16 protein-coding genes, 1 tRNA gene and 1 pseudogene are annotated in these 17,958 nt (G+C 70.6%); 9 read left to right on the forward strand and 9 right to left on the reverse strand.

Annotated elements, in window-relative coordinates:
- Position 1 precedes the first annotated feature (1 nt).
- The 7 genes from ACQE3L_RS04385 to ahaH all read right to left on the reverse strand — a co-directional run bounded on the left by ACQE3L_RS04385 (position 2) and on the right by ahaH (position 6,707).
- Complete coding sequence (locus tag ACQE3L_RS04385) at positions 2-1,774, reverse strand: ATP synthase subunit A (protein WP_426962570.1); 1,773 nt, start codon at positions 1,772-1,774, stop codon at positions 2-4.
- 5 nt (positions 1,775-1,779) lie between these two features.
- Entirely contained in the window at positions 1,780-2,106 is a 327-nt protein-coding gene (locus ACQE3L_RS04390) for a V-type ATP synthase subunit F (RefSeq protein WP_426962571.1), read from the reverse strand.
- Entirely contained in the window at positions 2,103-3,149 is a 1,047-nt protein-coding gene (locus ACQE3L_RS04395) for a V-type ATP synthase subunit C (protein ID WP_426962572.1), read from the reverse strand. Before ACQE3L_RS04395 ends, ACQE3L_RS04390 begins: the two co-directional genes overlap by 4 nt.
- The gene (locus tag ACQE3L_RS04400) at positions 3,146-3,721 is read right to left on the reverse strand and encodes a V-type ATP synthase subunit E (RefSeq protein WP_426962573.1); all 576 of its coding nucleotides are present in this window, start codon (positions 3,719-3,721) and stop codon (positions 3,146-3,148) included. Before ACQE3L_RS04400 ends, ACQE3L_RS04395 begins: the two co-directional genes overlap by 4 nt.
- A gap of 23 nt (positions 3,722-3,744) precedes the next feature.
- Positions 3,745-3,999: an ATP synthase subunit K gene (locus ACQE3L_RS04405; protein WP_058367073.1), complete on the reverse strand. Its 255-nt coding sequence runs from the start codon at positions 3,997-3,999 to the stop codon at positions 3,745-3,747.
- 199 nt (positions 4,000-4,198) lie between these two features.
- Positions 4,199-6,388, reverse strand: a complete 2,190-nt coding sequence (locus tag ACQE3L_RS04410) for a V-type ATP synthase subunit I (RefSeq protein WP_426962574.1) — start codon at positions 6,386-6,388, stop codon at positions 4,199-4,201.
- Complete coding sequence (gene ahaH, locus ACQE3L_RS04415) at positions 6,375-6,707, reverse strand: ATP synthase archaeal subunit H (protein ID WP_426962575.1); 333 nt, start codon at positions 6,705-6,707, stop codon at positions 6,375-6,377. The genes ACQE3L_RS04410 and ahaH overlap by 14 nt, the downstream gene beginning before the upstream one ends.
- Before the next feature lie 182 nt (positions 6,708-6,889).
- Between ahaH and minD the strand changes: the two are divergent.
- Positions 6,890-7,636: pseudogene (gene minD, locus ACQE3L_RS04420) on the forward strand (cell division ATPase MinD); the annotation flags it as partial.
- 516 nt (positions 7,637-8,152) lie between these two features.
- Here the strand turns inward: minD and argS are convergent.
- The gene (gene argS / locus ACQE3L_RS04425; protein ID WP_426962576.1) at positions 8,153-9,928 is read right to left on the reverse strand and encodes an arginine--tRNA ligase; all 1,776 of its coding nucleotides are present in this window, start codon (positions 9,926-9,928) and stop codon (positions 8,153-8,155) included.
- 272 nt (positions 9,929-10,200) lie between these two features.
- Here argS and ACQE3L_RS04430 point away from each other — a divergent pair, with 272 nt between their 5' ends.
- The 5 genes from ACQE3L_RS04430 (at position 10,201) to ACQE3L_RS04450 (ending at position 16,097) form a co-directional block, all read left to right on the forward strand.
- A complete protein-coding gene (locus tag ACQE3L_RS04430; protein WP_426962577.1) occupies positions 10,201-10,962 on the forward strand; it encodes a DUF120 domain-containing protein in 762 nt (253 codons plus the stop codon).
- The gene (gene ribB / locus ACQE3L_RS04435; protein ID WP_426962578.1) at positions 10,962-11,687 is read left to right on the forward strand and encodes a 3,4-dihydroxy-2-butanone-4-phosphate synthase; all 726 of its coding nucleotides are present in this window, start codon (positions 10,962-10,964) and stop codon (positions 11,685-11,687) included. Before ACQE3L_RS04430 ends, ribB begins: the two co-directional genes overlap by 1 nt.
- 97 nt (positions 11,688-11,784) lie before the next feature.
- Positions 11,785-12,714: a branched-chain amino acid transaminase gene (locus ACQE3L_RS04440; RefSeq protein ID WP_426962579.1), complete on the forward strand. Its 930-nt coding sequence runs from the start codon at positions 11,785-11,787 to the stop codon at positions 12,712-12,714.
- A 213-nt stretch (positions 12,715-12,927) separates the two neighbouring features.
- On the forward strand, positions 12,928-14,778 hold the full coding sequence (locus tag ACQE3L_RS04445; protein ID WP_426962580.1) for a UvrD-helicase domain-containing protein: 1,851 nt from the start codon (positions 12,928-12,930) through the stop codon (positions 14,776-14,778).
- Positions 14,775-16,097 (forward strand): M24 family metallopeptidase, encoded by a 1,323-nt coding sequence (locus ACQE3L_RS04450; RefSeq protein ID WP_426962581.1) that lies wholly within the window; start codon positions 14,775-14,777, stop codon positions 16,095-16,097. The genes ACQE3L_RS04445 and ACQE3L_RS04450 overlap by 4 nt, the downstream gene beginning before the upstream one ends.
- A 43-nt stretch (positions 16,098-16,140) precedes the next feature.
- On the opposite strand, the gene ACQE3L_RS04455 is transcribed toward ACQE3L_RS04450, so the two are convergent.
- Positions 16,141-17,061: a hypothetical protein gene (locus ACQE3L_RS04455; RefSeq protein ID WP_426962582.1), complete on the reverse strand. Its 921-nt coding sequence runs from the start codon at positions 17,059-17,061 to the stop codon at positions 16,141-16,143.
- Positions 17,062-17,116: 55 nt separating this feature from the next.
- On the opposite strand from ACQE3L_RS04455, the gene ACQE3L_RS04460 reads away from it, so the two are divergent.
- From ACQE3L_RS04460 to ACQE3L_RS04470, 3 genes are all read left to right on the forward strand, one after another.
- On the forward strand, positions 17,117-17,497 hold the full coding sequence (locus ACQE3L_RS04460; protein ID WP_426962583.1) for a Rid family detoxifying hydrolase: 381 nt from the start codon (positions 17,117-17,119) through the stop codon (positions 17,495-17,497).
- The gene (locus ACQE3L_RS04465) at positions 17,498-17,803 is read left to right on the forward strand and encodes a DUF7981 family protein (protein ID WP_426962584.1); all 306 of its coding nucleotides are present in this window, start codon (positions 17,498-17,500) and stop codon (positions 17,801-17,803) included.
- Between the two features lie 27 nt (positions 17,804-17,830).
- Positions 17,831-17,912, forward strand: a tRNA-Ser gene (locus tag ACQE3L_RS04470).
- The last annotated feature ends 46 nt before the right edge of the window (positions 17,913-17,958 follow it).

Raw genomic sequence — 17,958 nt, forward strand, 5'->3', positions numbered from 1 at the left:
GTCAGTAGAGCGCGCGGAGCTCCTCGGTGATCTCTGCTTTGAGCTCGTCGGTGTACTCCTCGTAGTCCTCCTGGACGCCGATCCGGTTGATCCGCGGCGCGGAGTCGATGTCGATGATCTCCTCGACGGGGACGCCCGCGTCGAGGGCCTCGAAGGCCTCCTCGGAGAGCGTCTGGATCGTCGTGAGGATCATGTACGTCTTCTCCGGGGGACAGAACGTGTCCACCGGGTGGAAGGCGTTCTGCTGGAGGTACGCCTCACGCAGGTACCGGGCGATCTCCAGCGTGAGCTGCTGGTCCTCCGGCAGCGCGTCCTTCCCCACGAGCTGAACGATCTCCTGGAGCTCGGTCTCCTCGTCGAGCACGTCGACGGCCCACTGGCGCTTCTCGGGCCAGTCGTCCGCGACGTTCTCGACGAACCAGGGGTCGAGCTGCTCCCGGTAGAGCGAGTAGGACTCGTTCCAGTTGATCGACGGGAAGTGGCGGCGCTCAGCCAGGTCCGCGTCGAGCGCCCAGAACGTCTTCACGATACGGAGCGTGTTCTGCGTGACCGGCTCGGAGAAGTCGCCGCCGGGCGGCGACACCGCGCCGATCGCGGAGACGGATCCCTCCGTCCCGTTGACGTTCTCGAAGTAGCCGGCGCGCTCGTAGAACTGCGCGAGCCGGGCGGCGAGGTACGCGGGGTACCCCTCCTCGCCGGGCATCTCCTCCAGCCGGGAGGAGATCTCGCGCATGGCCTCCGCCCACCGCGAGGTGGAGTCGGCCATCAGCGCCACGTCGTAGCCCATGTCGCGGTAGTACTCCGCGATGGTGATGCCCGTGTAGATACAGGACTCGCGGGCCGCGACCGGCATGTTCGAGGTGTTGGCGATGAGCGAGGTGCGGGCCATCAGCGGGTTGCCCGTCTTCGGGTCCTCCAGCTCGGGGAAGTCCTCGATCACCTCGGTCATCTCGTTGCCGCGCTCGCCGCAGCCGACGTAGACGACGATGTCCGCGTCGGCCCACTTGGCGAGCTGGTGCTGGGTGACCGTCTTCCCGGAGCCGAACGGCCCCGGAATGGCGGCCGTCCCGCCCTTCGCGATGGGGAAGAGGCCGTCGAGGATGCGCTGGCCGGAGACCAGCGGCGTCCGCGGCGTCTTCTTCGAGGCGCTCGGTCGCGCCTCGCGGACGGGCCACTCCTGATGCATGGTGATCTCCGTGCCGTCGTCGAGCTCCGCCACCGCGTCAGTGACGGTGAAGGAGCCGGATTCGACGGAGGCGACCTCGGCGGTCTCGTCCTCCTCGAGCGCGTCCGGCGGCACCATGACCTTGTGGTCGATGGAGACCGTCTCCTCGACGATCCCGACCACGTCGCCGCGGCCGACCTCGTCGCCGGCTTCGACGGTGGGCTCGAACTCCCACTCCTCCTCGAAGTCGATACCGGGCGCGTCGACGCCGCGGTCGAGGTAGGGGCTGTTCATCTTGTCCTCGAGCACGTCCAGCGGGCGCTGGACGCCGTCGTAGATGGCGTCCAGCACGCCGGGACCGAGGTCGACCGACAGCGGCTCCCCCGTGTTCTCGACGGGTTCGCCGGGGGCGACGCCCGAGGTTTCCTCGTACACCTGCACCGTCGTGACGTTGCCCTCGATCTCGATCACTTCGCCCATGAGGCCTTCGTCGCCCACGTAGACGACGTCGTTCATGCGCGCGTCGAGATCGCGGGCGGTCACGACGGGACCGCTCACGCTCTGGATGACACCGGTTCCGGTGGTGTCCGTCCCTGTTGCTTGACTCATATGTGTTAGTCTTCCTCCATCAGGTCGATACCGATGGCTCGTTTGATCTGGTCGCGCAGCCCGCCGCTCCCGGCGCCCTCCGCGCCGAGCGTCACGAGGACCGGCTCGATGCTCCCCTCGACGCTCTCGCGGGTGTCCCGCGAGAGGTGGTCGAGGTCGTCGTCGTGCATCACGATGATGCCGACCTCCTCGTCGGAGAGCGTCTCCTCGACGGCGTCGTCGAGGGCCGCGTCCTTCTCGTCGTCCGGTACGTTGCGGAACTTCCGGACGCCGGCGAGCCGGAATCCGGTCGTGAAGTCGGGGCTGCCGATCACGGCGATCTCCTGGCTCATTGTATCACCAGTTCCGATTCGATCTCGTCGCTCCCGAGCCCGGCCTCCTTCCCGCGTGCGATGGCCCGGATGTTCTCGACCTCGCGCTCCTTGGCGAGGATGTACGAGATGATCGGGGTGACCGAGACGGGGTGGACGGTGCCGAGCCGGTCGCCGTACGTCAGAAGCGCCGCGTCGGTCGCGTGCTCGAACGCGATGAGGCTGTCCGCCTCCTCGAGTTCGCGCAGCGCGTCGCCGAGGTCGTCGCCGTACGTGCTGTCGGCGATGTACGTGACGAGTTCGTCGAGGTTCGCGGCCAGCTGCGACAGCGTCGCGCGGTCGAACAGCTCGCCACCCTCGATGAAGTAGTCCGCCGGGTCGATGTCCGCGCCCGAGCGGGCGAGCCGGAGCGCGTTGCGCGCGTTCCGGAAGTCGACCTCGGCCTTCAGGAACCGCTCGTACTGCCGGGTCGGCTCGTCGCCGCCGAGGCTCCCGAGCAGATGGTCGTAGAAGGCGCGGTCGACCGCGTTCTCGAGCGGCACCAGCACGTCCGTCTCCTGGAAGTCGGCGTAGGCCGCCTCGAGCGGCTCACCGTAGATGGTGTCCTCGAGGATCTCGACGACCGCCTCGACCGAGTCCGCCTCGAGCAGGCGCTGGATCCGCCGGTCGTCGAACGACCCGGCGCGGATGAGGTCGACCTCCACGTCCTCCGTGTCGGCGTCCGTGTAGACGCCGCGGATGACGGTCTTGATGTTCCAGGCGTCGAACTTCCGGAGGTAGCGCACGACCAGGTCGTAGACGCGCCCCTCGCTCCAGTCGAGGATGGCCTCGAACTGGTCGGCGAGGTTGGCGTTGAGCGCGTACTCGATCAGGTCGACGCCGCCGTGGCGGCTCCCCAGCGCGTTGATCTCCGCCTCGTAGGTGGACTCCTCCATGAAGCGGGCGATCTCGGCGGGGCTCATCCGGACCAGCTTGCGGTACTCCTCGTCGCCGTACAGCGAGCCGCGGCGGGCGCGAACCCGCGCGACGACGTACTCCGGGTTCGAGCTGCCGGCGGCGCTCATTGGTCGAACAGTCGCTCCGAGAGCTGCTTCAACTCGTCGTCCCAGACCTCTTCCAGGACGGAGTCGAAGGTGTTGTTCACGCGAACGCGGGAGGTGTCGCTCTCCACGACGACGCCGCCGAGGCAGTCGATCTCGCCGGCGACGGTCGCGTCGCGGTCCGCACACAGGTCCGCGAGCAGCTCCTGGTCGTCGGCGCTGCCGTACACCTCGACGGACTCGTCCTCGAAGTCGGCGAGCGCGCCCTCCAGCAGCGTCTCCGTGAGCTCGCGCCGACGGTCGCCGTCGAGGTCGGCGAGTTCCTCCTCGACGCGGTCGCGGACGTCCGAGAGGACGTCGCGCCGGGCGGCGAGCCGCTCCTGCTTGGCCTCGAGCTTCGCGGAGGAGAGCTCCTGCTCCCGCTCCTGCTCGATGGTGCGCTCGGCCTCGTCGAGGCGCTCCTCGCGGATGCGCTCCGCGTCGGCCTCGGCCGCCTCGATGATCTCGTCGGCCTCCGCCTCGGCGTCTTCGCGGATGTCCTCCGCACGCGCGCGGGCTTCGTCTCGAATGTCCTCAACGACAGTGTCCAAGGTCATTGGTTTGAAAAGGGGGGTGCCGCTCAGACGATGAAGACGACGACGAGCGCGAGGATAACGATCGTCTCGGGGAGGACCGTCAGGATGAGCCCGTTGACGAAGAGGCTCTCGTCCTCCGCCATCGCGCCGACGGCGGCCGAACCGATACCGCGCTCCGCGTACCCGGCCCCGAGCGCCGCGAGGCCGACGGCGAGCGCTGCGGCGGCGCTGGGGTCGGTCAGTGTTCCGCCGGTCGACGACTGTGCGACGTTCCCGAATTCGCTGATAGCTTCAAGCATTGGTAGTAGTTGCAGTTGCTCGTCTCCGAACAGTTGCTATTTGCCGCCACTACGGTCATAAAGCTTCCCAAAAAGATCGGCGAGAACCGCGGTACTGAGCCGCAAACCCGGGGTTGACGGAAGTTCGTCGGTCCCGACAACAGGGAGCGGGACCGGAGCGGTCGCGCGAAACGGCGGCCGACGAGCGAGCGCGGCGTGCTCAGTCGTCGGCGGTGTACTGCCGGTCGTACCCGAACGGGAGGTACGCCTTGCCGCCGCCCTCGTAGAACTTGCCGAAGAACTCGACGTACTCGAGACGCACCGCCTGAATGCCCGCGGACGTGACGCCCAGCAGGAGGACGACGAGGTGGCCGATGAACGCCACGACGATCCCGCCCACGAGGGCGAGGACGCCGACGAGGCTCGGCTCGAACGCGGTCGTCAGGCCCGCGAAGACGAGCTCGTACTCCCCGCCGTTCGCGACGGAGTGCTCCTGCACGTACGAGAGGTACTCCGGCGTGAAGATGAAGTGGAAGCTCCCGTCGCCGCCGCCGTCGATGTACGCGCCGAACGCGAGCAGGTTGACCGCCAGCGCCATGCCGCCCTTCGCGAGCAGCACCGCCATGATCCGGGCGTACGAGATGACGTTGACGATGGGCGAGAGCACCTCGGCCAGCTCAGCCGGCTCGCCGATCGCGAGCAGGACGAACCCGACCGCCGCGGCCGCGAGGCCGAGGTACCCGATGACGACCGGGAACCCGGCGAAGGAGACGGCGCCGAGGGTGAGGATCGACACCGAGTCGAACAGGAAGTCGGGCTTCGGGCCGGGCACGTGCTGGCTGAAGATCCAGATCCACGCGCCGTTGAGCAGGAGCAGCCACGAGGCGCTCTCGTACATCGCGTGCTTGAGGTCGTGCTGCTCGTAGTTGTTGACGAACGAGAGCGCGTACCCCACGTTCAGGTGGACCAGTCCGAACAGCACGCTGACGACGAGGAACGACAGCGCCCAGTCGAGGTCGGCCGGGGAGAGCCCCTTCCCGGCGACCGGCCAGTGGAGGCCGAGCAGCTGGTACGCGTGGTACCCGAACACGTCGATCCCGAAGTAGACGCCGAACAGGACGGTGAACCCGCCGGCCCACATCGCGATGGCGCCCAGTTCGCGGAAGGCACCCTCGTAGTTCGCGTAGATGAAGTAGCCGATGGCGGCGTACAACAGGCCGTACCCGACGTCGCCGATCATGAACCCGAACATCGCCGGGAACGTGAGGAAGACGAGCAGCGTCGGGTCGAACTCGCGGTACTTCGGTCGCCCGAAGCCCTGCACGAGCAGTTCGAAGGGACCGGCCGCGCCGCCGTTGTCCTGCACGACCGGCGGCTCGTCCTGCGAGCCGGCCGCGTGGCCGCCGTCCGTGGCGGCCTCGCGCTCGGCGTCGCCCTCGTCGGCGACCGGCTCCGAGTAGTGGTCGCCGTCCGGCGTGAACGAGGCGCGTTCGAGCTCCTCGACCTCCGCGCGGTCGCCGACCGCGTCGGTGAGCGCCGCCGCGAAGTCGTCGAACATCTCCGTCGGGATCCACCCTTCGGCGACGAACGCGTTCTCGGTCGTCGCGAACGAGAGCGGCGCCTCCTTCTTCTGTGCCTCGATGGTGAGTTGCTCCTCGGCGCGGAGGAGGAAGCTCGCGGCCTCCGTCTTGACCTCATCGATCTCGCTTTCGACGGTGTCGAGCTTCGACTCCAGTTCGCGGATGCGCTGTTCGCGCTCCGCGACGTAGCTCTCGGGGTCCGCGCCCGACTCGGGCACCTCGAGGAAGGTGATGTCGACGCCCACGAGCGCGTCCTGCAGGACGCCTTCGTCGGCCTCGTCGGCGGGGCGGGCGAAGATCGCCGCGGTGTCGCCGCCGGAGAAGACCTCGAAGGCGTCGATGCCGGACGCCGTCGCGACCGCGGACTCCACGTCGTCCGCGGACGCCTGACCGACGACCACCTCGAGTTCGTCGTAGCCGCGGAGGAGGTCGAGCTCGATCCCCAGCTCCGCGAACGGTTCGACCGCGGCGACCTCCTCCTCGAGGTCGCGGATCTCCGTCCGGAGGTCGTCACGGCGGTCGTTGAGGTCGTTGACGCGCTCGCGCACGTCGTCGAGTTCGGCCTCCAGCTCCTCGTCGCCAAGCGCGCCGCGGCCGTCGGCGTCCGCGTCCTCGACCTCGAGGATGCTCTCCAGCGAGCGGACGGTCACGAGCTTCTCGTTGACCGCCTCGGCGCCCTCGAGGGACTCGCCCGGCTGGAACCCCTCGTAGCGGCCGTCGTAGTCGGTGACGTGGAGGCTGTGGTGCTCGTAGGCCGTCTCGATCACGTCGTCGATGACGCGCTTCGAGCCCGTCACCGACACCTTGCTCATCTGCTCAGGCCTGAGCATTCACCGCCTCCTCGAACTGGTCGACGGCGTACTCGACCGCCTCGTCGACGCGTTCGCGCGCCTCGCTTTCGAGCTCCTCGCGGTCCTGTTCTCCCTCGGCGAGGATCTCCGATTTCCGCTCCTCGATATCCTCGCGGGCGGACTCGAGACGCTCCTCCGCCTCGGCGGACGCCTCCTCCTCGGCCTCGGAGCGGATCTCCTCCGCCCGTTTGCGGGCCTCGGAGAGGCGCTCCTCGGCGTCGGCCTCCGCCTCGGCGATGATCTCGTCCGCCTCTTCCTCGGCATCCTTGATCCGTTCGAGAACCTCTGGTCTCGCCATACTCACTAATCGTCCGAAAGTACCGACAGCGCCGTATAAGGTGTTTGCGAAAGCCATCGCGGCTCGCGCGGCTCTCGCCGCCGGTCGCGACCCCGCGTCAGTGGCGTGGTTCCCCCGCAGGACGGCGGGAGGAACGGTCGCTCGCGCGTACATTTAAGTGGTCGCTGCCGGTGGATGGCCGTATGGCAACGGTCTATGCGGTCGCCTCGGCGAAGGGCGGCGTCGGCAAGACGACGACGACCGCGAACCTCGCGGCGATCCTCTCCGCGGCGGGCGAGGACACCGTCGTCGTCGACGCCGACCTGGGCATGGCGAACCTCGCGGGCGCGCTCGGCGTCGACGCCGCCGAACCGACCCTCCACGACGTGCTCGCGGGCGAGGCGGACCCGGCGGACGCGGTCCGCGAGGGACCGTGCGGGCTTCGGGTCGTCCCCGGCGAAACGGAGCTGGACGCGTACGCGGCCGCGGACCCGGCGGGGCTCCGCGAGGTGATCGAGGCGTTCGACGACGCCGACGTCGTCGTGCTCGACTGTGGCGCCGGGCTCGCGCACGACTCGGCGCTCCCGCTCGCGCTGGCCGACGAGACGCTGCTGGTCTCGACGCCGGAACGCGACGCCCTGATCGACACCGACAAGACCGCGGACCTGGCCGATCGCCTCGGCGGAACCGTCGCCGGCGCGGCGCTCACGCGCGTGACCGCGGAGAACCACGACGAGGCGCTCGTCGAGAAACACCTCGACGCGCCCGTCCTCGGCAGGATCCCGGAGGACCCGACCGTCGGCGAGGCGCTGCGCGCCGGCGAGCCCCTGGCGACGTTCGCGCCCGACGCGCCGGCAACTGCGGCCTACCGCTCGCTCGCGACGGAGCTGACCGGCGTGACGCTCGAGCCCGCACCGGGCGCCGAGAAGCAGGCGGAGCCGACCGAGGCGGAACTGGCTGAGGGGGACGAAGGGGACGCCGCCGAAGCAGAACCCGAGGCGGAATCGGACGAGACCGGAGCCGACGAAGCAGAACCCGACACGACGGACGCGGAGGCCGAGGCGGAGTCGGACGAGACCGGAGCCGACGAAGCAGAGCCGGACGCGACGGAAGCGGAGGCCGAGGCGGAGTCCGACGCGACGGAAGCGGAGGCCGGGACGGGCGAGCCGCCGATCGCGGAAGCGGAGCCGGAACGGGCGGACCCGGACGCCCCCGAACCGGGTCCCGTCGACGAATCGGCCGAGACGGAAGAGGCCGACGCGGACGACGGCGGGAGCGAGGACGAGGACCTCGAGGGAAGCGTCCCGTTCCGCGACGCGGACGGCGATGACGACGGCGCGGAGGCGACGCCCGAGGACGACGGCGACGGCGCCGGCGACGCGGACGGCGAGACCGAGGAGAAGAAGGGCTTTTTCTCGCGGCTGTTCGGCCGGTGACCGCGGTGAGGGGCCGTCGCTCCCCGCGGACTACATCGACTCGGGGGCTTCGACGCCGAGGACCGCGAGCGCGTTCGCCATCGCGTGTTTCGCCAGCGCGACCGCCGCGAGCCGCGCGTCGCGGCGCTCGTCGGTCTCGGCGGTCAGGACCGGACACTCGCGGTAGAAGGCGTTGAACGCCTCGGCGAGGTCGCGGGTGTAGGTGGCGACCGTGTGGGGTTCGAGGTCGTCGGCGGCCTCCTCGACGACCGCGGGGAAGCGGGCGGCCTCCCGGAGCAGGGCCTCGGCCTCGGGCGCAACGAGGGCGTCGGCGTCGGGCGCGTCCGGGACCGCGGCGCCGGCGCGCGCTGCCTCCTCGAGGATGCCGCAACAGCGCGCGTGGACGTACTGCACGTAGGGGGCCGACTGCGCCTCGAAGTCGAGCGCGCGGTCCCACTCGAAGGTGATCGCCTTCGCGGGCTGCTTCGAGACGATGTCGTAGCGGACCGCACCGATCCCCACCTGTCGGGCGATGCGCTCCACGTCCTCGTCGTCGAGCTCGTCGTCGCGGATACGGTCGTCGAGGCGGTCCTCGACCTCCTCTCGCGCGCGGTCGATGGCCTCGTCGAGCAGGTCGTCGAGCTGGACGCCCGTCCCCGCGCGCGTCGACATCTTCCCCTCGGGGAGGTTGACGTACGAGTAGATGACGTGGCGGAGCTGGTCGGTGTCGTTGTCCAGCAGCTCCAGCGCGGCGTCGAGCTGGTCGGCCTGGAGCTTGTGGTCCTCGCCGAGGACGGTGACGGCGCGGTCGTAGTTGTCGAACTTCCACTCGTGGTGGGCCAGGTCGCGGGTCGTGTAGAGGCTGGTCCCGTCCGAGCGCAGGAAGACGAGGTTCTTGTCGATGCCCCACGCGTCGAGCTCCAGTTGCCACGCGTCCTCCTCGTAGACGGCGTGGTCCGTCGCCTTGAGCCGCTCGGCGACCTCGTCGGTGGCGCCGTCGCGCATGAACCGCGTCTCCTTGACGAACTCGTCGAACGTCGCGGGCAGGCGCGCCAGACACTCCTTCATCCCGCCGAGCACCTGGTCGACGACGGTCTGGACGCGCTCGTAGGTCTCCTCGTCGCCGGCCTCCAGCCCCTGGAGGATCGACTGGATCTCCGCCTCGGCGGCCTCGACCGCCGCCTCGTCGGCGTTCTCGAGGTAGGCGTTCCCCTTGCGGTAGTAGCGGACGAGGTCGTACTCGATCCGGTCCCGGGCCGGCTCCTCCTCGAGGTCCGACTCGTCGAACGTCTCGTAGGCCCACGTGAAGACGGCCATCTGGCGACCGGCGTCGTTGACGTAGTAGTGGCGGTCCACGTCGTAGCCGGCGAAGTCGAGCAGGTTCGCGACCGCGTCCCCCACGATGGGGTTGCGCGCGCGGCCCACGTGGACGGGACCGGTCGGGTTCGCGCTGGTGTGCTCGACGACGACGGAGGTGTCGCGGTCGGGGAGCGCGCCGAAGTCGGCGTCGACGCCCGCCGAGAGCGTGTCCGCGAGGTAGGCGTCCGTCGTGCGGAAGTTGACGTAGGGGCCGGCGGTCTCGACGCCGCCGAGGTAGTCGAAGGCACCCTCGGCGAGGACCTCGGCGACCGCCTCCGCCACCTGCTCGGCCACCTGCGGCGGGGGCGCCCCGACCTCGCCCGCGAGTCGAAACGCGACGCTGGAGGCGAGCGTCGCGTCGGTGTCGGCGGGCGGCTCCTCGATGCCGAGGTCGTCCGTCGGCAGGTCGCGGCGCGCGAGCGCGTCGGCGAGCGCCGTCTCGACCTCCGAGCGGAACTGTCTGAACATGTGGACCCGTTCGTGGGTCCCGCTAAAAGGCCCTTCCGAAGCGGGACGCCCGGAGCCCCGGCCGGACCGCGAGTCCGAGCGACCGTCGCTGTCCACGACCGCGGCCGGAACCGACGCGACCGACGGCTTTAGGCCGCTCCCGGCCGGAGTCGGGGGTAGACCGCGTGCGGTCCGCCGCAGTCCCGGCCGTCCCGCTCTCGAAACCCCGTCTCGATTCTGAGATGCTTACCATATTCGGTATGCTTTTACCGGCGAGTCGCCAAGTCGCAGGTATGCAAGACGCGGCGACGGCCACCGACGTCGGTCCGGACGAACTCGCGGCGCTGAAACACGTCGCGCTCGCGGACGGGCTGACGGAGACGAAGGTGTCGTGTGCGGCGCTCGGGGACCGCCTCGACGCCTCGACGCAGACCGCCTCGCGCCGGCTCCAGCGGCTGGAGGCCGCCGACCTGATCGAACGCGAGGTCGTCGGCGACGGCCAGTGGGTCCGAGTGACCGAGGCCGGCGAGGCGGCGCTCCGAAGCGAGTACGCCGACTACCGGCGGATCTTCGAGACGGAGACCGCGCTCACCCTCTCGGGCGTGGTGACGAGCGGGATGGGCGAGGGACGCCACTACATCACGCTCGATGGCTACATGCGCCAGTTCCGCGAGCGGCTCGGCTACGAGCCGTTCCCCGGGACGCTCAACGTCGACCTCGACGAGGCGAGCGTCCGCCGGCGGGCCGAGCTCGGCGGGATCGACGCCGTTCCCGTCGACGCGTGGGAGGGCGACGACCGGACGTACGGCGCGGCCACCTGCTTCGCGGCGACCGTCGTCGCCGGCGGCGCGACGGACGGAGACGGTACGGACGAGGAGGGCGGCCGCAGCTACGAGGGCGCCCACGTCATCGTCCCCGACCGCACCCACCACGACGAGTCGCAGATCGAGGTCATCGCGCCCGATCGGCTACGGGACGAGCTCGACCTCGACGACCGCGAGCCGGTCGACGTGCGGATCGAGCCCACGAGCCGCGCCGACGAGGAGGGCGCCTGATGCGGGCCGGCAGCGACGCGGAGTCGGCAGCGGCGGGCGAGGGGGACCGCCCGGGAACGAGCCACGCGGCCGTCGAGCGCGCCCTCGAGGCCTTCGCCGCGGGCGAGCCGGTCTGCGTCCACGACGCCGCCGACCGCGAGGGCGAGACGGACCTGATCTACCCCGCGGAGGCGGTCGGCCCGGCCGCGGTCCGCCGGATGCGTAACGACGCCGGCGGCCTGATCTGCGTCGCCGTGGGCGACGCCGTGGCGGACGCGTTCGGCCTCCCGTTCCTCGCGGACGCGCTCGACCACCCCGCGGTCGACGACAACCCCGACTACGACGACCGCTCCTCGTTCTCGCTCCCGGTGAACCACCGCGAGACGTTCACCGGCATCACCGACGACGACCGCGCGCGGACGATCTCGGAGTTGGGCAACGCCGCGGCGGCCGTCGCCCGCGACCCCGGCGGCTACACGCCCGAGGACTTCGCCGCCGAGTTCCGCGCGCCGGGTCACGTCCACGTGCTCCGCGGCGCGCCCGCGGGGCTGGCCGACCGCGAGGGCCACACCGAACTCGGGCTTGCGCTCGCGGCCGCGACCGACCGCGCGCCCGCGGCCGTGGTCTGCGAGATGCTCGACGGGGCGACCGGCGGGGCGCTCTCGCCCGCCGACGCCCGCGCGTATGCGGCCGCGAACGACATCCCCTTCGTCGAGGGCGCCGCGCTGCTCGACGCGCTCTGCTGACGGGACAGGTGTCGTCTGCCCCGCCGACTGCTGATTGCTCGTCCCGCCGACTGCTGATCCTGCTACATTTATCACGACCGCTGCCGACCCTCCGATCATGAGCTTCGACGAGATGGATGTCGACACCATCTGGAAGAACGGCGAGTTCCTCGACTGGGAGGACGCGACGACGCACGTCCTCACGCACGCGCTCCACTACGGGACCGGCGTCTTCGAGGGCGTCCGCTGTTACGACACGGAGAACGGCCCGGCGATCTTCCGGTGGGAGGAGCATCTCGACCGCCTGTTCGACTCCGCGAAGGTGTACGACATGGACATCGGCCACTCCCGCGAGGAGCTGACCGAGGCGACGCTCCGACTGCTGCGCGACCAGGACCTGGAGTCCTGCTACATCCGGCCCATCGCCTACTACGGCTACGACACGCTCGGCGTCTCGCCGAAGGACTGCCCGACCGACGTAGCCATCGCCGCGTGGCCGTGGGGCGCGTACCTCGGCGAGGAGGCGCTCAACGACGGCGTCGACGTGATGGTCTCCTCGTGGCGCAAGCACTCCTCCTCGCAGATCCCGACCAACGTCAAGACGACCGGGCTGTACGTCAACTCCATGCTCGCGGGCGAGGAGGCCCGCCGCAACGGCTACGTCGAGGCCATCGTCCTCAACAAGGAGGGCAACGTCGCGGAGGGGCCCGGCGAGAACATCTTCATGGTCGACGACGGCGAGATCTACACGACCGGCCGCGCCCAGTCGATCCTCGACGGGATCACCCGCAACACCGTCATCCAGCTCGCCCGCGAGCGCGGCTACACCGTCCACGACGAGGCGGTCATCTCCCGGGGTCAGCTGTACACCGCCGACGAGCTGTTCTTCACCGGCTCCGCGGCCGAGGTGACGCCGATCCGCTCGGTCGACGACACGCAGATCGGCGCCGGCACGCGCGGTCCCGTCACGGAGGAGCTCCAGGGGGCGTTCTTCGACCTCGTCGAGCGCCGGACCGACGACCACGACGACTGGTTCACGTACCTCTGAAAGCGCGGTCGTCCCCGCCGCGGAGGCAGGGAGAACGCGCCCGCCGACGCCTTTACGACGTTTTTGTTGACGGTTCTGGATCCTGTGGATCGGGACGGCGCCGCCTCGAAAGCCCCAGCCGGCTCGACCGCGTTTGCGGGGGCGCTGGCGCTCGTGATCGGGCGCGTTCGCGGAACCGACCGCTTATGACGCGCCGGGCCGTGAGCGTGGACAATGACCGACGCCGACACGACAGTGACGCGACTCTTCGGCGGACCGGGGAGCGGGAAGACCACCGCCCTCCTCGACCGCGTGGAGTCCATTCTGGAGGACGACGCCGCCGAGGTCCGCGACGTGCTCGTCGTCTCCTACACCCGGGCCGCGGCCGCGGAGATCCGCGAACGGCTCGCGGAGCGACTCGACATCTCGCCGCGGAGCCTGCAGGGCAACGTGGCGACGATGCACGCGAAGGCGTACGAACTGCTCGACCTCTCGCGGGGCGACGTGGTCGGCGAGGACGACAAGGGCGACTTCTGTGAGGAGTTCGGGATCGAGTTCGAGGACGAGTACGGCGGCGCCGGTCGCCGGACCGCCCGCTCGACGACCATCGGCAACAAGATCATCGCCACCTCGCAGTGGCTCCAGCGGACGAAACGCGACGTGGCCGACTGGTACGACGTGCCCTTCCAGTGGAACGTCGAGGAGGTCCGGCTCCCGCCGGAGGAGGACCCCAACGCGCAGGAGGGGAACAAGTACACGCCGACGTGGCCCTCCGACGACGACCGCATCGACGTGCCGGAGGCGATCCGCGCGTGGCGCGCCTACAAGGGCGAGCACGGGCTGGTCGGCTTCGCGGACATGCTCGAGCGCGTGAAGCAGCGCTCGCTCGTCCCGAACGTCGACTACCTCGTCATCGACGAGTTCCAGGACATCACCACGCTCCAGTACGAGGTGTACGAGGAGTGGCGTCCGCACGTCGAGAAGGCGCTGATCGCCGGCGACGACGACCAGGTCGTCTACGCGTGGCAGGGCGCGGACCCCGACCTCCTGCTGGACACGCCGGTCGACGAGGACGTGATCCTCCCGAACTCCTACCGGCTCCCCTCCGACATCCTCAACGTCGTCAACGCGGAGATCCGCCACATCGACAAGCGACAGGAGAAGGACCTCAAGCCGCGCAAGGAGGGCGGCGTCGTGGAGGGGATCGAGAGCCCCTCGATGATCGAGCTGGTGCGCAACGTCCGGTACACCGTCGACGACGACGAGGGAAGCCTGATGATCCTGTTCCGGGCGCGCTACCAGCTGTTCGACTTCATGGATGAGTTCATCGACTACGGCATCCCGTTCACCCTGCTGACGGACGGCCGGATGTGGACCGACCGCCTGCGCGACTACGTCCACGCGGTCGAGAAGTACGAGGCCGAGGAGCCGGTGAACGGGCTCGAAGCGCGCCGACTCGCGGACATGCTCCAGGAGTCCGCCTTCGGGACCAACGAGCGGGACGACTTCTACGACTTCCTGGAGGACCGCGAGGACAACGCCGGGGTCGACGACGCCGCGGAGTTCGAGGTGACCGCCGACGAACTGAAAGAGTACGCGCCGTTCATGCCCGACACGGCCAGCGCCAGCGACATGGTGCGGAAGGTGACGAGCTTCCAGCGCAACTCGATGGAGGCGTACTTCGACGGCGACTACCGCGACGCCGACCCCGACCGCGTCCGCGTCGGCACCATCCACTCCGCGAAGGGCCGCGAGGCCGACCACGTGTTCGTCTCGACGGACCTCACCGAGAAGGTGGTCGAGCAGATGGCCGCGACCGTCGACGACCCCACGGACGTCGACGGCGTCGAGGAGTTCACCAAGACCACCAGCCCCGTCCCCATCCTCACCGACAACGAACGCCGCGTCTTCTACGTCGGCATGTCGCGGGCCCGCGAGCGCCTCGTCCTGCTGGAGAACCTGATCAACGGCGCGCCGACGCTCCCCGTCAGCGTCCTGCTGTTCGACGAGTTGCGCGACGAGCCGGTTCAGGAGCTGATCGACGAGGTGCAGGAGGAACTCGCGGTGCCGGAACCGGAGCCGTGAGCGAGGGGAACGATGCGGCCGGCGGCGCGCCGGACGGCGCGGCCGGCGACGACCGGCCCGCGAGCAACCGCTCGGCACCGGGACGGGAGCCTGCCGACGCTCGCCCGCGCCCCGACGCGCCGGCGACGGACCTGCGGGTCCTGACCGACGCGCTGGCGGCCGCGGACGCGGACGCGTTCGTCGCGGTTGGCGACCGCTTCGACGACGACCTGCGCTATCTCACCCGGTTCGCGGGCCCCGACCGGGACTTCGCGCTCGTGGTCACCCCGGAGACGGCGACGCTGTGTGCGCCGACGCTGTTCGCCGAGCAGGCGGAGCGGGAGTTCGCGGCCGCCGCACCCCCGGCCGAGTCGGGCGACCTCGACCGACGCGTGGAGACGGGGACCGCCGGCGACCCGGCCGGCGAGCGCGCGGCCGCGGTCGTGACCGAACGGGCCGGCGAGGAAAGCGCCGTGCTGGTCCCACAGTCGATCCCCCACGACGCCGCGGTGTATCTGGAGCAGGCCGGGCACGCGATCACGTCGACGGACGCGGTCGCGGTCGCCCGCGAGCGGAAGGAGCCGGACGAACTCGAGTGCCTGCGCCGCGTCCAGCGCGCGACCGCCCGCGGGATGGCGCGCGCCGAGACGGTCCTCGCGGAAAGCCAGGTCGGAGCGGAGTCGGGGCCCGGGGACGACGCCGAGCCAGTCCTCGTCTGGGAGGGCGGTCCGCTCTCGACCGAGCGCCTGCGCCGACAGGTGAACGCGACGCTCGCCGCCTACGGCGTCCGCGACGCCGGTAACACGGTGATCGGCGCCGGTCCCTCCGCGGCGGACCTCCACTACACCGGCGTCGACCTCGTCCGGCCCGGAGAGACGGTGCTTCTGGACCTCTCGCCGCGGGGACCGCACGGCTACTACGGGGACATGACGCGGACGTTCGTCGTCGAGGGCGAGGGCGGCTGGGAGCGCCGCGCGTACGTCGCGGTGCGGGCCGCCCGCGAGGCGGCGCTCGCGGAAGTCGAGCCCGGCGCGACGGCCGCCACGGTTCACGAGGAGGCCGCCGCCGAGCTCGCGGCGCACGGCTTCGACCCGACGGCGGGCGAGGGGGAGGCGGGCTTCACGCACGGCACCGGCCACGGCGTCGGCGTCTCGCTGCACGAGGGGCCGTCGCTCTCCGCGGCGACCGAACTCCGACCGGGCCACGTCGTCACGGTCGAACCGGGCGTCTACGACCCGGAGACCGGCGGCGTGCGGCTGGAGGACCTGGTCGCCGTCACCGAGGACGGCTACGAGATCCTCCACGAGTACCCCCTCGGAAGCGTTCCGGAGCGGCGGTAGCGATCCCGACGCGGACCTCCCGGTCCGTCGCCACGGTCGCCGTCTACCGTCGGTCCTCGCGACGCTCGATCCGGTAGTCGATGCGGAGGAACGTCGCGCCGAGGACCCACATCTCGTGCGTCGCCGTCAGCGACGCGTCCGCGGCGGGGCCTCGGTCCGCGTCCGTCGCGGCCGCATCCGTCCGGCGCACCACGAACCGCTGGCCGACCGGGAGCCGGAACGCGCCGACCGGCGTGACCAGAAACAGGCCGGGGTCGCCGCCGCCCTCGGTCGTCCACTCGACGGCGTCCTCGCGCCCGTCGGTGCCGGCCTTCCCGGTCCCGTCCACGTTCCGCGGGCGGAGGACCGTCGAGAGGTTTCCGCCCGGTAGCGGGACCGCGACGTTGACGAACCGCTCGCCGTCGGCCTCGTGAGCGCCGTAGAGCGCGACGAAGACGGCCTCGCCCGCGAGGTTCTCGCGGACCCAGCCGCGCACCTCCTCGCGCGGATCCCCCGGTACGTCGACCGGGACGAAGCGCCCGCGGAGCGGCCGCCAGCCCGACCCGCCGCCGGGGAGGTTGAGCTGTCGGACCCGGCTCGTGATCGGTCCGACGAGGCGCGCGCCGAACCGGAAGCCGCGACCCCAGCGAACGCGGTAGGTCATCCGGTAATCGCCGGTCCGCTCGTAGAACGCCCGCACCGCGGGCGCGACCGCGTCGGGGTCGAAGGAGGGGCGCGCGAACGCGCCGAGGTCGTCGAGTTCGCCCGCCGGCGTCGGCGCGTCCGGGTCGACGTAGCCGGCCCGGCGGAGGTAGTCGCTCCCGACGTACGTCCCCGCCCGAACCGGCGAAAAGGGGATCCCCCGCGCGCCGCGGCGCGCCCGTCGGAGGAGGTCGACCAGCGCGAGCAGGGCGGCGACGAGGGGGTTCCGCCTGAGCAGGCGGCCGACGACCCAGCCGCGAACGAACCGCGAAACGCGTCCCATACCGGCGGGCGGTCCCGCACACAGTTAAGTGATCGCGGGCGGCAGTTCGCGGCGTATGAAGGAGATCGTCCACACCGACGAGGCGCCGGCCGCGGTCGGCGCGTACAGCCAGGCGACGACGAACGGCGACCTCGTGTTCACCGCGGGACAGATCCCGCTCACCCCCGACGGCGACCTGCTGGACGACGCGGACGTGGCGACCCAGACGGAGCGCGCGCTCGACAACCTCGTGGCGGTGCTGGCGGAGGCGGGCGCCGAGCCGTCGGACGTGCTCAAGACCACCGTCTTCCTCGCGGATATCGACGACTTCGACGAGATGAACGAGACGTACGCGGCGTACTTCGAGGAGGCGCCGCCGGCGCGGTCGGCGGTACAGGCGGGGGCGCTCCCGAAGGGCGTCGCCGTGGAGATCGAGGCCGTCGCCAGCGTCGAGTAGATGGACGGGGCGGGAGGCGGCCGCGACGACGACGGCGAACGCGACGGCGAGCCCGGGGGCGGACCCGCGACCGCGACTCACGCGGGCGCGCTCCCGACTCCGCGGGCCCGCGTGAAGTCCGCGACGCTGTGGGGCGCGGTCGGCGCGCTCGCGTTCCTCGCGCTCGCGCAGGGGTACGCGCTCGTCGTCGGCCCGCTTCCGGTCGGCGTTCTCGGACTGCTCCCGATCGCGGCCCTCGTCGGCGTCGCCGTGAGTGGGATCGCCTACCAGACGGAGCACCGCCTGCGGGCGAAAAGAAGGGTTTAACAGTCCGACCGCAGTACGTCCAGTCGGGCCAGGATGGCCGAGTGGCAAGGCGCACGCCTGGAAAGCGTGTTCCCTTCCGGGATCGGGGGTTCAAATCCCTCTCCTGGCGTTTTTGTTTCTGATTCGCATAAATAGTCACGGCTTCGTCCGACTCG

It is taken from the genome of Haloparvum alkalitolerans (assembly GCF_050122995.1).
Taxonomy (GTDB): Archaea; Halobacteriota; Halobacteria; order Halobacteriales; family Haloferacaceae; genus Haloparvum; species Haloparvum alkalitolerans.

Excerpts from the sequence above, each read along its gene's own strand:
- ACQE3L_RS04385 (WP_426962570.1), bottom strand. The coding sequence starts at position 1,774 with ATGAGTCAAGCAACAGGGACGGACACCACCGGAACCGGTGTCATCCAG.
- ACQE3L_RS04400 (WP_426962573.1), bottom strand. The coding sequence starts at position 3,721 with ATGACCTTGGACACTGTCGTTGAGGACATTCGAGACGAAGCCCGCGCG.
- ACQE3L_RS04430 (WP_426962577.1), top strand. The coding sequence starts at position 10,201 with ATGCAAGACGCGGCGACGGCCACCGACGTCGGTCCGGACGAACTCGCG.
- ACQE3L_RS04440 (WP_426962579.1), top strand. The coding sequence starts at position 11,785 with ATGAGCTTCGACGAGATGGATGTCGACACCATCTGGAAGAACGGCGAG.
- ACQE3L_RS04445 (WP_426962580.1), top strand. The coding sequence starts at position 12,928 with ATGACCGACGCCGACACGACAGTGACGCGACTCTTCGGCGGACCGGGG.
- ACQE3L_RS04410 (WP_426962574.1), bottom strand. The coding sequence starts at position 6,388 with ATGCTCAGGCCTGAGCAGATGAGCAAGGTGTCGGTGACGGGCTCGAAG.
- ACQE3L_RS04390 (WP_426962571.1), bottom strand. The coding sequence starts at position 2,106 with ATGAGCCAGGAGATCGCCGTGATCGGCAGCCCCGACTTCACGACCGGA.
- ACQE3L_RS04465 (WP_426962584.1), top strand. The coding sequence starts at position 17,498 with ATGGACGGGGCGGGAGGCGGCCGCGACGACGACGGCGAACGCGACGGC.
- ACQE3L_RS04460 (WP_426962583.1), top strand. The coding sequence starts at position 17,117 with ATGAAGGAGATCGTCCACACCGACGAGGCGCCGGCCGCGGTCGGCGCG.
- ACQE3L_RS04395 (WP_426962572.1), bottom strand. The coding sequence starts at position 3,149 with ATGAGCGCCGCCGGCAGCTCGAACCCGGAGTACGTCGTCGCGCGGGTT.
- argS (WP_426962576.1), bottom strand. The coding sequence starts at position 9,928 with ATGTTCAGACAGTTCCGCTCGGAGGTCGAGACGGCGCTCGCCGACGCG.
- ahaH (WP_426962575.1), bottom strand. The coding sequence starts at position 6,707 with ATGGCGAGACCAGAGGTTCTCGAACGGATCAAGGATGCCGAGGAAGAG.
- ACQE3L_RS04455 (WP_426962582.1), bottom strand. The coding sequence starts at position 17,061 with ATGGGACGCGTTTCGCGGTTCGTTCGCGGCTGGGTCGTCGGCCGCCTG.
- ACQE3L_RS04405 (WP_058367073.1), bottom strand. The coding sequence starts at position 3,999 with ATGCTTGAAGCTATCAGCGAATTCGGGAACGTCGCACAGTCGTCGACC.
- ribB (WP_426962578.1), top strand. The coding sequence starts at position 10,962 with ATGCGGGCCGGCAGCGACGCGGAGTCGGCAGCGGCGGGCGAGGGGGAC.